Source organism: Pseudomonas edaphica (assembly GCF_965277385.1).
In the GTDB taxonomy this organism is placed as follows: Bacteria; Pseudomonadota; Gammaproteobacteria; order Pseudomonadales; family Pseudomonadaceae; genus Aquipseudomonas; species Aquipseudomonas edaphica.
This window is the reverse complement of the sequence record NZ_OZ255725.1, coordinates 4,135,125-4,148,018: the sequence shown is the minus strand read 5'-3', so window position 1 is coordinate 4,148,018 and position 12,894 is coordinate 4,135,125. Positions and strand designations below refer to the sequence as shown.

At 54.7% G+C, this 12,894-nt stretch carries 10 protein-coding genes; 6 read left to right on the top strand and 4 right to left on the bottom strand.

What is annotated here, in order from left to right:
• The 3 genes from ACQY47_RS18845 (at position 1) to ACQY47_RS18835 (ending at position 5,767) form a co-directional block, all read left to right on the top strand.
• Complete coding sequence (locus ACQY47_RS18845) at positions 1 to 1,653, top strand: ATP-binding protein (RefSeq protein WP_428550952.1); 1,653 nt, start codon at positions 1 to 3, stop codon at positions 1,651 to 1,653.
• A gap of 89 nt (positions 1,654 to 1,742) precedes the next feature.
• Complete coding sequence (locus tag ACQY47_RS18840) at positions 1,743 to 5,069, top strand: type I restriction endonuclease subunit R (protein WP_428550949.1); 3,327 nt, start codon at positions 1,743 to 1,745, stop codon at positions 5,067 to 5,069.
• Positions 5,066 to 5,767 (top strand): M48 family metallopeptidase, encoded by a 702-nt coding sequence (locus tag ACQY47_RS18835; RefSeq protein ID WP_428550946.1) that lies wholly within the window; start codon positions 5,066 to 5,068, stop codon positions 5,765 to 5,767. The genes ACQY47_RS18840 and ACQY47_RS18835 overlap by 4 nt, the downstream gene beginning before the upstream one ends.
• 204 nt (positions 5,768 to 5,971) lie before the next feature.
• Here the strand turns inward: ACQY47_RS18835 and ACQY47_RS18830 are convergent, their stop codons facing one another.
• The gene (locus ACQY47_RS18830) at positions 5,972 to 6,754 is read right to left on the bottom strand and encodes a hypothetical protein (protein ID WP_428550943.1); all 783 of its coding nucleotides are present in this window, start codon (positions 6,752 to 6,754) and stop codon (positions 5,972 to 5,974) included.
• Between the two features lie 144 nt (positions 6,755 to 6,898).
• On the opposite strand from ACQY47_RS18830, the gene ACQY47_RS18825 reads away from it, so the two are divergent.
• Positions 6,899 to 7,969 (top strand): hypothetical protein, encoded by a 1,071-nt coding sequence (locus tag ACQY47_RS18825; RefSeq protein ID WP_428550940.1) that lies wholly within the window; start codon positions 6,899 to 6,901, stop codon positions 7,967 to 7,969.
• 716 nt (positions 7,970 to 8,685) lie between these two features.
• On the top strand, positions 8,686 to 8,946 hold the full coding sequence (locus ACQY47_RS18820; RefSeq protein WP_017139284.1) for a DUF6124 family protein: 261 nt from the start codon (positions 8,686 to 8,688) through the stop codon (positions 8,944 to 8,946).
• Between the two features lie 257 nt (positions 8,947 to 9,203).
• Here ACQY47_RS18820 and ACQY47_RS18815 read toward each other — a convergent pair whose 3' ends face one another.
• Positions 9,204 to 9,644, bottom strand: coding sequence for an Lrp/AsnC family transcriptional regulator (locus tag ACQY47_RS18815; protein ID WP_428550937.1), 441 nt, complete (start codon positions 9,642 to 9,644; stop codon positions 9,204 to 9,206).
• A gap of 251 nt (positions 9,645 to 9,895) precedes the next feature.
• Here ACQY47_RS18815 and ACQY47_RS18810 point away from each other — a divergent pair, with 251 nt between their 5' ends.
• A complete protein-coding gene (locus ACQY47_RS18810; protein WP_099547629.1) occupies positions 9,896 to 10,258 on the top strand; it encodes an ASCH domain-containing protein in 363 nt (120 codons plus the stop codon).
• A gap of 153 nt (positions 10,259 to 10,411) precedes the next feature.
• Here ACQY47_RS18810 and ACQY47_RS18805 read toward each other — a convergent pair whose 3' ends face one another.
• Positions 10,412 to 11,041 carry a LysE/ArgO family amino acid transporter gene (locus tag ACQY47_RS18805; RefSeq protein WP_017139287.1) on the bottom strand — a complete coding sequence of 210 codons (630 nt, stop codon included), beginning with the start codon at positions 11,039 to 11,041 and terminating at the stop codon, positions 10,412 to 10,414.
• Positions 11,042 to 11,499: 458 nt separating this feature from the next.
• The gene (locus ACQY47_RS18800) at positions 11,500 to 12,669 is read right to left on the bottom strand and encodes an MFS transporter (protein ID WP_428550933.1); all 1,170 of its coding nucleotides are present in this window, start codon (positions 12,667 to 12,669) and stop codon (positions 11,500 to 11,502) included.
• Positions 12,670 to 12,894 lie beyond the last annotated feature (225 nt).

Genomic DNA, 12,894 nt, shown 5'->3' with positions numbered 1-12,894 from the left:
ATGACACCGAGCTTACCGCCCCGCGAATCCCTCACCGTCGAGTTCAAAAGCGACCGCAGCAAGCTCCCCGACCGCGAGCTAATCGAGGCTCTGGTCTGCCTAGCCAATGCCGAAGGCGGCGAGCTATGGCTGGGCGTCGAGGACGATGGCACACCCACCGGCCTTCATGCCGAGCATCACCTGCTGGAGGGCCTGGCCGGCATGGTCGCAGCGCGCACCTCGCCGTCGCTGAACATACAGGCCGAGGCGCTCGACCTGGATGGCGTGACCGTGGCGCGTATCCATGTACCCAAGACCCAGGGCGAGGTGGCCACAACCAGCGGCGTCTACCTGCACCGCCGCTTGAAACACGACGGCACGCCCGAATGCATAGCCATGCTGCCCCATGAGCGCAGCAGCCGCGCAAGCAGCTTCGGCCTGCTCGATGTTTCCGCCCAGCCGGTGGCCGGTGCCACCCTTGCCGACCTCGACCCGCTGGAACGCGAACGTCTGCGCCAGGCAGTGCAGCAATACGGCGGCGACCGCGTGCTGTTGGAACTGGACGATGAAGCTCTGGACGGCGCACTACTGCTCACTGCGCGCCAGCCAGACGGTACGCGCGTGCCAACCCTCACCGGCCTGCTACTGATCGGTCGGGAAACCTCCCTGCGCCAACTGGTGCCCACCCATGAGTTCGCTTTCCAGGTGCTGGCCCAGCAGGCAGTGCGCTTCAACGAGTTTCGCCGCTTCCCATTGCTCAAGGCCCTGGACTGGCTGGAAACCAACTTCCGTCCCTACAACCCAGAGGAAGAACTGCAGGTCGGCCTGTTCCGCGTGCCAGTGCCCAAGGTCGACCTCGGCGCCTTCCGTGAAGCCGTAGCCAATGCCTTGGTGCATCGCGACTACCACGGCAGAGGCGCGGTGCATGTACGCCTGGAGGACGATGCCCTGGTGGTCAGCAACCCCGGTGGCCTGGTCGATGGCGTCACCCTGGCCAACCTGCTGGTGACCGAACCCCGTCCGCGCAACCCGGCCCTGGCCGACGCCATGAAGCGCGTCGGCGTGGTCGAACGCTCCGGCCGAGGGGTGGACAAGATTTTTCGCGGCATGCTCAAGTTCGGCCGACCGGCCCCGGACTACAGTTACACTACCGCCCAAAGCGTAGTGCTGCGCCTGCCCACAGCCGAGGCCGACCTTGATTTTCGCCGCCTGGTAGTCGAGCACGAGCGCGCCACCAATGCCGAGCTGCCCATCGACAGCCTGATCGCCCTGGCCGTTCTGCGTGAAACCAAACGCGTCACGGCCGACGAACTGGCCGTACAGATCCAGCGCGACACCGCCAGTGCCAAACGCACGCTGGAAGCCCTGACCGAAGCCGGCTTGGTCGAGGCCCACGGTTCTACCCGAGGGCGCAGCTACACGCTGTCAGCCAGTCTTTACCAGGCCGTGGGCGACAAGGCCGGTTATACCCGCCAGGCAGGCTTCACACCCATTCAACATGAGCAGATGGTGTTGAACTACGTGCAGCAGCATGGGCAGATTCAGCGCGCTGAAGTAATGGATCTTTGTCGGCTCTCGCCTGATCAAGCGGCAAAACTGCTCAAGCGCATGAAAGACAAGGGCACACTGATACAGCAGGGTGAACGACGCTGGTCGGTCTATAAGCTCGGCTAAAAAATTCTATGAGCTGCTATGAGCCGCTTATGAGCCTGTATGAGCCTGTATGAGCCCATACACGCCTGAACTGGATTAAAGGAGTAACCGTGGGCTGGGAATTGGATGACGTCGAAAAACCCTTTGTGGCTCAGTTACAGGGGCTGAACTGGAAGCATATCGAGGGCAGCCTCGACGACCCGGCCATCACTGGTCGCAGCAGTTTCAGTGAAGTAATTCAGCGAGCTGCACTGGCCGAGCGCTTGCTTGCCATCAACCTGCGCGACGGTCAGCCCTGGCTGGATGAGCAGCGCATTGCCGAAGCACTGGCGGCCATTACCCGCGTGGGCGCCGGCAAGCTGATGGAAGCCAACCATACAGTCACTGAGCTGCTGCTCAAAGGCATCACGGTCGATGGCCTTCAGGGCTGGGAAGGCGGACGTGGTCAGACCATCCAGTACATCGACTGGGCCAACCCGGCCAATAACCACTTCCGCGTGATCAACCAGTTCCGAGTGGATTGCCCACCGGGGTACAGCAGCGGCAAGAAATTTATCGTCCCGGATCTGGTGTTGCTGGTGAACGGCATCCCGCTGGTGGTGGTGGAATGCAAGAGCCCATCCATCCCAGAACCGCTGGCCGAAGCTGTCGATCAATTGCGCCGCTACAGCAACCAGCGCAAGGCGGCCTTCGAAGTCGAGGACAACGAGGGCAACGAAACACTGTTCGCTAGCGTGCAGCTGTTGGTCGCCAGTAGCTACGACGAAGCACAGGTGGGCTGCATTGGGGCCGGCTTCGGGCATTTCTCCCAATGGAAAACCGTGGTTGGCCCGGAGGGTAGCGGCAGCGAGCAGTCAGTAGCCGAGCAGTTGGGCAAAGCCAAACTGTCCGAGCAGGAGCGCCTGGTGGCAGGCATGCTGACGCCGGCCCACCTGCTCGATCTGATCCGGCATTTCATGCTGTTCATGCCGGTTGGCGGGCAAACCATCAAGACGGTCTGCCGCTACCAGCAGTACCGCGCGGTGAACCGCACGGTGATCCGCATGAAACGCGGGCAGACACGCCTTGAGCACGGCGAGAGCGACCAGCGCGGCGGCATCGTTTGGCACACTCAAGGCTCAGGCAAGAGCCTGACCATGGTATTTCTGGTGCGCAAGATGCGCACGGATACACAACTGCGCCGCTTCAAAATCATCGTGGTCACTGACCGTAAAGACCTGCAAAACCAGCTCTCCGCCACCGCCACGCTGAGCGGTGAACTGCCGGAGGTGGCCTCTAATATCGAGGGTGTTAAAGCCTTGGCACGTCGCCAGGGCCCCGGTTTGGTATTCGCCACCATCCAGAAGTATCGCAATCCCGAACAGGAAGAAGATAGGGAGGCGTCGATCCCTACGCAAGCTACTGCACACCTCAAGGCCGCAGAAAAGCGCGCGCCCTACCTGGTAAGCAAACCATTCGAGGTGCTCAACCACGACGAGAGCATTCTGGTATTGATCGATGAAGCGCACCGCACCCAGGCCGGCGATCTACAGGCAAACCTGCTGGCGGGCCTGCCCAACTGCGTGCGCATCGGCTTTACCGGTACACCGATCATCATGGGCGATAAGAAACGCACCCACGAAATTTTCGGCGCGTTCATCGACAAATACACCATCAAGGAAGCCGAGGCAGATGGCGCTACAGTGCCGGTGCTTTACGAAGGACGCACTGCCCAGGGCGCATTAAAAGATGGAGCGAGCCTGGATGAACTGTTCGAGGATTTGTTCCGCGAGCACAGTCAGGACGAGCTGGAGCTGATCAAGAAAAAATACGCCACCAAAGGCCATATCTTTGATGCCCCCGCGCTGATTGCAGATAAGGCGCGCGACATCCTCAGACATTACGTCACCAATATCCTGCCCAATGGCTACAAGGCGCAGGTGGTAGCCTATAGCCGGATTGCGGCAATCCGCTATTTCCACGCACTACAGGCCGCCCGCGATCAGTTGTTGGCCGAGGCCGAAGCGTTGCCAGCAGCCGACAAGGACCTCGACGATGAAGCACTGTGCCAGCGTCCACCCAAGCTGCAGGCGCGCGTGCAGGCGTGGCGCTATCGCGACAGGCTACGCAGCCTGGAATTCGCACCGATTATTTCCGGCTCAAATAACGATCCGGCCGAGTGGAAAACCTGGACGGATGGCAGCAAGCACGAGCTGCTGATCCAGCGTTTCAAGAAGCCCCTGAATCATGAGCAGCCAGGCAAGACCGACCCGTTGGCTTTCCTGATCGTTAAGTCTATGTTGCTCACCGGCTTTGACGCCCCCATCGAAGGGGTCATGTACCTTGACCGGCCAATCAAGGAAGCCGAGCTGCTGCAAGCCATTGCGCGGGTCAACCGTACTGGTTTCGGCAAGCGCTGCGGTATCGTGGTCGATTACTACGGGGTCGCCAACCACCTGCGCGAAGCGCTGGCAGCCTATGCCGACGAGGATATCGAAGGTGCGCTGAGCAGCATCAAGGACGAGGTGCCGGTGCTGCGCGATCGTCATCTTCGTGTAGTGGATGTGCTGCGTCGCCAGGGCATCGAGTCGCTGGAAGATGCCGAAACCTGCATTGCCGCACTGGAGTCGGAAAAGGTGCGCGCCGAATTTGCGGTAAAACTCAAAGCGTTCCTCAACTCATTGGACACCGTGCTGCCACGCCCCGAGGGCCTGCCCTTCGTCAAGGATGCCAAGCGCCTGGCCTATATCCACGCGCGGGCACGTGGGCGCTACAAGGACCTGCCGCAATTGGGCAAGGATGTCGGTGCCAAGGTGCGCAAACTGATCGACGATCATGTTATCTCACTGGGCATCGACCCGAAGATTCCGCCGATCCAGCTCACCGATGCAGACTTCGAGAAACAGTTGTCGCGAAGCGTCAACGACCGCGCCAAGGCATCAGAGATGGAGCACGCCATTCGCTCGCATGTGCGCAAGCATACTGATGAAGATCCGGTGCTCTATCGCAAGCTGTCCGAACGCCTGAACGAGCTGCTCAAGTCGCTGGGCGAGCAGTGGGATCAATTGGTTGAGCAGATGCAAAAGATCATAAACGAGCTGCGCAGCGGTCAAATGAGCGATGACTACAGCCCTCTGGATTTGCCCGAACACTATGCCCCCTTCCTTCGCACCCTCCTGGATGTGCTGTGTGCCGACGCCACTCCACAGCCCGCCGATCTGCTGCGTTTGAAGGATGTCACAGTGGAACTGGTCGATCTGTTCGTGGGCGAACTCCAGAGCCACCGCGATATCTGGAGCCCGCGCAAGCGAGCGGCACAGGAGGAGCTGGCCGGACAGCTATTTGATTACTTGATGAGACTGCGTCCACCCTTGGTGGATAGCGATACGGCGGGGGTGCTGTCTGACCGTTTGATGGATCAGGCCAGAGCCAGCCATGAACGGTTGATGCAGCTGTGAGCAACGAAACGCTAACCATCAATGACCTACAATTCACACTGCGCCGCAGCGCGCGGCGTAAGACGCTAGAGATCACTGTCGAGCGTGACGGCGCCCTTATCCTGTCCGCTCCGCCAGAGGTGAAGGAGCAAGCGCTGCGTCAATTCGTAGCGGAAAAAAGCTTCTGGATTTATTCGCGTCTTGCCGAAAAGGAGCGCCTGCAGCGCTCAATCCCTATTAAGCAATACGTCGACGGAGAGGGATTTCTGTACTTGGGGCGAAGTTATCGCCTCAAACTGGTCGATGAGCAGGATGGGCCGCTAAAACTTTCTGCTGGTCGCTTCCGCCTGCTGTGTAGCGAACTGCCACGAGCCCGCGAACATTTCATCCGTTGGTATAGCGAACATGCCCGCAGCTGGCTGGCCTTACGAGTCGAGAACCACCAAGCGCGAATGGACCTGACCCCCAGCGGTGTGCGTGTGCAGGATCTGGGCTATCGCTGGGGCTCCTGTGGCAAGGGCGCACAGCTCTATTTTCATTGGAAAACAATCCTGCTGCCCAAGCCCATTGCGGAGTATGTGGTTGTGCATGAGATGGTGCACCTGCAAGAGCCACATCACACCCCAGAATTTTGGCTCCGCCTTGAACGCGTCATGCCTGACTACGCACAGCGCAAGACATGGCTGGCAGAACATGGAATTGATGTAGAAGGCCTCTGAGTACCATGGCTGACTATTTCATCAGCACCCGCAGCATAGGTACTGGTCAGAACCAACCAACTTGACTCTGAGGATGGCTTACAAGCACCAGGATTCCAGCGATCGGATAAATTTCTGCATTTAACCTTCGAGCCAGACATTAGGATCACCACGCGCCTAGAACTCCTTGAACAACCATACCCTGCAGAAAATCAATAAAATAATTCACGGCTGCCCTGGCGTCGCCCCACCAGAGTTGTCTCTACTAATCATAGGCTTTATGTAACCTTTAAATACCTCAGCTGCGGCACCCAGTACACTTTCTATCTTCTTATAATGACCCGGACGCAATTTACTTTCCTTGTCCAAATAGTTCAAAACGAGCAGAACCTGTTCACGATCTAGCATTGCAAGCGTTTGCTCAGCTACGCCGTACAGAAGGACCAACGCACCATTCTTTAGCGTTTCCGGACGCTCAAGCGCACCGAGCACTCGGCCAAAGCCCGCAGTCATGTCGCCGCCCTGATCATCACGAAGCCAATCCAGCAGCGATGAATGATTTAACTTATCTGGCTTTTTGTTTGGTAGCTTACTCGGCACTGCCCGTTTCGTCCTACCCAAAATTAACTCAGGCCACCGCTCAACATCCGAGCGATCATCATAATCAGGAAGAGATATAGCATTATATGAATATGCAATGGGAACGCCAAGTTCCTCATAAGCAAGGCAGCTTTTGAATTGCTCGCCATCAAACTGGTCAAAAACCCCGCTTTTACAATTAAGCTCTTTAATTTCCAAAAGCAGTATTTTAGCGTCTTCCAACATAGCGACTAGATCACCACAATACAGCCGCATTCCGTCGCCTTGCTGGACAGCATATGGGGGGAAGGTTTTGAGCGAAGTCCGACTATCTCTGCAGTAGGCTTCCAATGCACCAGTAATTGCAGCTTGAATTACGTTTTCCTGCCTAGTTTTCTTCATACAACCCACGCCATAGATTAGTAGCATAAATTTATCACCACTAAAGGATCATTAGAAGCAATATCTGACTATCTACTTGACGCTGCCCCAGCAGGCAATGCAGGCTCTACGCAGTAAGCAGCACACGATCTAAGGACGCAGCCTAATCAGATAGGAGTTAGGTAAATCACAATGCCCACACATACCCTACATTTCATAAAGCCTTGCCGCAAAACCGACAGTTCCCCGCGGCTCACCCCAAGCATGGTGGCCGAAAACAAGCGGAACGGCATAGAAACGACCTTGATTCTCGACCTTAACATTCTGGTGAGAATGGAAGATGTAATTCTTCGCCGCCACAGCCCGAACGATTTCGACTTAACTAGACTTATAAATTTCATAAATTCTTGCCCACCACAAAGTCTGTGCATAACGCCTGGGCTTGCCCTTAATGAGGTCCACCCGAAATTCAAGAAGCTTAGCTTTGAAATGTATGAATTGTTTCTTTCAATATTCTGCCCGCAGATGATCGATCATCCAACCGCGACACGAAACACTCCAAATGAAACGGAAAGAACCCGACCGTATGAGTTTTCAGAACTCAGCATAGAAGAGCAGCACCTCTACAGCGTGCCGTTTTTTTCGCTCATGCAGATACATATTATCAACGCCACGAAGCCGAGCTTGCCAAGCATTGAAAAATTCAAAACATATATGAGCCGTGTTTGTGATGACATTGATATGCTCAGCGCCGTTGAAGCCGAAATTGCCAAGTACTGCTTCTGTGAGAAAAAGCCCAACTATTCCGACGAGCTTAACGCCAAAATCGAAGATATCAAGAACAACTTCATGAGTGGGAGCAACAAGCCAGCGCAGCGCTTCAAAAACATCTTCAATGGCGTTCAAGACCTTAAATACATAAAAGGCGCCCTGGAGTTTTCCAAAGAGCTCTTTTATGGCAAGCTTCAGGACACATGGATAGCCACATTGGACTCCAAGTTATACTGGCTGAGTGAGTCCATTCATCATTACCCAGTCGCAGGTGAGCGAGACGGAAAATACTTCAGCATCAATCGATCACATGACCAGCAGACATGCAACTATTGGCTATCAGTGGATAAACTGCAAGAGCAACTCCAGCACGAGAGAAGCCGAAATGGCAAAGGAACCGCCCCTTTAGATGAAACAGGATTGCCACGCATACATAACACATTAACCACAAAGGGCTTCAAGGAATTTTTCGCCGTTTTCACGCCCACATAGTCCGCGAGCAAGGTACAAGTACAAGATACTGCTCAACCACGCACCTGTACTCTTAGCAACCGGATGCTAACGATGAGTAATCAAAGCCAATTAGGTCCCTTCATTTAAAGCTGACACCTGTACCTATCCTCATCCAACACAGGAAAGAAAAACGGGATGACAACCACGAGATTGGCCACAGCGAAATGACTCTTGGTAATTGACTCAGGAGGATCACGCTTCAGCATTCCGCCTCAATCCTGTGCAGCGCATTCCAAATGGTATTCCACAAAGACGGCGCAACTAAACAACTTCATATTTTTCATAGGCTTAGCACATCATTTCAGCTCACCCCGGCCCACCAATTCGAAGCATCGCCAAAACCCGCCTAATGAGGATTTTGTTGTTTCTGAAGGCTGGAAAGCCCAGCCGGTGGCCCTTCGGACTTTTCCTTCAAGATATCGCGCCATTGGTGAACTGTTCCCACCTCACCTACACAGCTAACCTCCTCCCGTCGCTGCAAAATCAGCGACCGGGTTTAGCAGCTCGGTTAATATCAAGGCCTGCAACGCCACCATCCGTTCAGCATCAGCTGGACTGCGTTATGGCGGCTGTGCGTGGGGCACTTTCGGGTGCGCTGGGTTCCTTGATTCCTGGTCTGCTAACCCGCGTACAGTCGCCACCCTCTTCGTTTAGCAGCGATGCCTGGCGACTCCACCAATCAAGGAGTTTGCGCCATGAAAAAAATCACCCCAAATCCCCCAGCGAACCTTTTCACGGTCGCTCAAGACATCGACCCAGAAACCCTCTTGATTCAAGCCAGCGAAACCCTGGCCTCGCTGAACGCTATCACCACTGACCTAGCCTTCGAACTCGAAGGCGAAAACCGTCAAAAGCTTTTGGGCAGCCAACAATTAATCGTGCTGGGTGAGTTATTGATCGAGCGGGTGCTGTCCGTACTGCACCCCACAACCGCCACATCACCTTCCCCGCAGTAGTAAAAATCAAAAGGCCGATTTGCTACGCAGCAACTCGGCCTTAAGAACCTTCAATCCTCGGCGCACCTTCGTTCAAAACAAGCAGGCTATCGGCGGCCGTTGACCCGCGGGGCAGAGCTCGAGGTATGGACTGCACATGGCTGACGGCCAGTCATTCTCCTGCCACCACATAAACATCGCACCCGACTAAGGATCTGGCGGCACTGGCCTGGCACTCATCTTGGCATGCAGGAGTGTCCCCCCCTTGTAACCAGCTTCTATCTGTCGACGAGTACCAGTTTCCTTCTCTCGATTGGCACCGATAGAACGATGCTGGTGCGCGTTTCGCCATAGTTATTAATCTTCGCGATAACGCTCTCGATGTCTGCCATCGACTTGGCATAGATTCTAATAAGGTAAGAGTCATTACCCGTAACGTGCAGGCATTCAACGACCTCTGGGATGTCGTTGAGCGTCGCGATCAACTTGGATTTTGATGGTTTGAAGGTCGTCATGCCGACAACGGCTGATATGCCAAACCCCAGCTTCGCTGGATCAACCTGAGCACAATAGCCAGAAATGATTCCCCCATCCTCGAGCTTTCGCAGACGGTCAGTTGTGGCAGGAATGGAAAGGCCCGCGTGCTTTGACAATTCGGTAATGGAAATGCGCCCCGAATCTTGCACCACGCTCAAGATTTTGATGTCTATACGATCCATGAAGGTCTTCCGTGAAAAAAGGTGAAAAGTTTAATGAAACTCATACGATTTCCATTAAAAAATAATCCATCAAAAAAGTAGTAAGTGCTAGCCTATTTTCAGCCCATGAAAACTCTACAAAAAAACAAACGACGAACTGCTTCACTTTTGAAACGCTGCCCAACAGAGTGAAGATTACCGAGCTTCTGCCGCATAAGTGGAATCCTGTCGAAGCGACTATTTTCCAAGCGTCTAATTTTTAGGAGAAAACCATAAAGGCTTTATCAATTGTACGGCCCAGTGGCGGCCGAATCGCTTCTGGCGAGAAAATCCTCGAAGTCCGTCGTTGGCTTCCAGACTTAGATCCTTGCGAGGATCTCCTGATTGTGGAAAACGAGCGATTTCTCCATAACGATGGGGACGAAGACGATAACGGTATTGCCGTGGCAATTGTGCGCGTGAAAGCCGTGCGTCCCTTCATCCTCGCTGATATGCAAGCGGCCTGTGCAAGCTATTTTGAGGATGGCTGGCTCGCATGGGAGTTGAGTGACATAAGGCCAGTCACACCCCCTGTGACCATCCGTGCGGCACGGGGTATCTACGAGGTAGATTTCCTTCTCCCAGACAAACGCTGAACATTGAGCAAGATGTGTTGGGCAGACGCTTACTTTTAGCAGTGCAACCGTATCAGACATCTATCTCGCGATAGGACGTTTGAAAGCCTATATCGAGTTAAAAATGCAGCCCCTAGCGCTTTAATAGGGGCCGCTGCACGCTCCCTGTGGCCCTTATGCAGCAGCGGCAAGCATGACACCGGTGACCACTTGATACGCACCAAGGACGGTGATGGTCGATCCGGAAAAGTAGTTAATCAATTTGAGTTTTGACTTGGATATTCTGGTTTTGAATGCGGAGGAAAAACCGCTTAATCCAAGCCACCAAACCGCGGAACCTAGAAATATACCGGTCACCATTGGCCACACTGAAGGCTGGCCTTGGTCGCCGACCATGCCATCGCTCATTGACGCGAATATGGCGATGAACGACAAGATGGTCATCGGGTTCGATAAGGTCAAAAGCAATGTCGTCGAATAGGCTTTCATCATGCCGGCCCGTTCGCCCGACAAGGCGGTTGCAGGCTCCTTTGACTTTATCGTCTGGTAGCCGATGTACGCCAGAAAAAGCCCGCCGAAAATGCACAGCCAGGGTTTGAACATAATCAGTGTTGTGATAATCGCGGTGATCCCTAACGCGCCTATAAAGCCATACATTGCGTCGGCGGTTGCTGCCCCTAACCCTGTTGCAAAACCTGACCTCCAGCCTCGCATAAGGCTGCGCTGTATACATAAAAGGCCTATTGGGCCGACGGGGGCTGCTATGCACAGTCCGATAATCATCGACTTCATAAAGATCAACATAAATCCCCCTCCGTAATTGAGTTTATAGATTAGATGCTGAACGCGCGCAGATGAATTAAATATTCAACTATTTTTGACAAGTTTATATATATTTTTAAGGCATAAATAAAAAACAACCTTACTTATTAAGGAAAGCAAAAAAAACCCTTCACATAGCGAAATCATTCACTCATCGGGTCAATTGACGCCCCTCTGCTTCAGCAATAGACCTGCTGAACTCCACTCGACGAGAGCGTCAAAAAAGAGGTTCCGAGTCGATCCGTCTATTCTTGGAGCGCCCCCAGCAGAATGAACACTGCTTGATTTCACCCCTTCTTTGTGGCGAGAATTTTCGCCAAATGAAACATCCAATTTTAGTAAACCACCATACCTACAGCTCAACGGCATTTACGCCGAAGGCCCTTCAACAAAAAAGACGTCCACGGACGTCTTTTTTTGTACCTGAAATTCGCCGCCAATCACCCTCGCGCCGGCTCTCTGCGCACCACCAACACTCCCACAAAAACCACCCCCACCACCCCCACCGATATCATCAACCCATACCCACTCACATAAGAAACCATCGCCCCCGTAGCAATCGGCCCCAACACACTCCCCAACGTATAAAACATCGCAATCGCCGTCATCGCCGTAGACACCTGATGCTCCCCCACCCTATCTCCCGCTTCGATCACGGCCAGGGTGTTCATGCCGCCAATCGCGCCGCCCCAGAGGAATACGATGAGCGTCGCCAACCAGGGAAGCGGCTGGCTGAATGGGATGGCGAGGGTGCCTAGCAGCAGGATCAATCCGCAGACCAGTTGGCCGATTTTGTAGGAGCTGCGGTCGGCCATCCAGCCGATGGGCAGTTGCAGCAGGGTGCCGCCGATGCCGAAGACGGAGATCAGCAGGGTCGCGGCGGTGAGCAGGTAGCCGGCCGAGAGGCTGTAGCTGGCCAGGAATGATACGGATGAGGTTTCGGCGAAGCCGGCGATAAATGCGCCGCAGAGTGCGGTGGGGATGAGGCTGAATAATTTGCCGTGGCGTTTTTCTGCCGGGGTTTGTGGTTGGGTGTCGTAGGGTTTGAGGGTGAGTGCCAGTAGGCCGGAGAGCAGGACGATGACGGCGCAGGCGTAGTACGGCGTGGCGCTGCCGACGCCGAAGACCACCAGCAGCAGCGGGCCGACGGCGATGCCCAGGCCCATGAGGGTTTCGTGTACGCCAATCGCGCGGCCGCGTTCGTCTTTGGAGGCGACGGCGACGATCCAGGTATCGCAGGCGATCCAGCGCAGGATCAGGCCGATACCGAGGACAAAATTCAGCGCAAAAATCAGCACCAGGTGGTGAGTCAAGGTCATGCCGATCAATGCGCCAACGGTGAGCACCGCACTGAGGATGTTGGTCTTGACCAACCCCAGGTGGGCGAGCAAACGCGGCACCCATTTGTACAGCAGCAGGATCGCCAGCCACGAGGCGCTGACGATCACGCCGATCTTGGCCGGCTCCACGCCTTGCTGTTCCAGCGACAGCGAAAGCAGTGGCGTAACGGTGCCGATCTGCACGATCTGCGAGAGTGCCGAGAGGGTATTGATCTTGGTTAAGGCAAACCAGCGCTGTTTGTCGGTGTATTCGATGCTCGGACTTTCCATGGGTGACAGGCCTTGGTTAGGCAGCAGTAGAACGCCCGAACTGCCAAGGGGCAAAGTAGCGATTAGTACCCTGCCAACCTGCCAGGCACCAATATTCTTAATGACTAAGGATATAAAAACCGAGAGTTACCTTATCTAAAAAAAAGGTGTTTGAATCGCCCTAGGTTTCGTAGACACCTCTTTCCCATTACCCTGACGACCTTTATCAGACAACCGGAAGTCAGA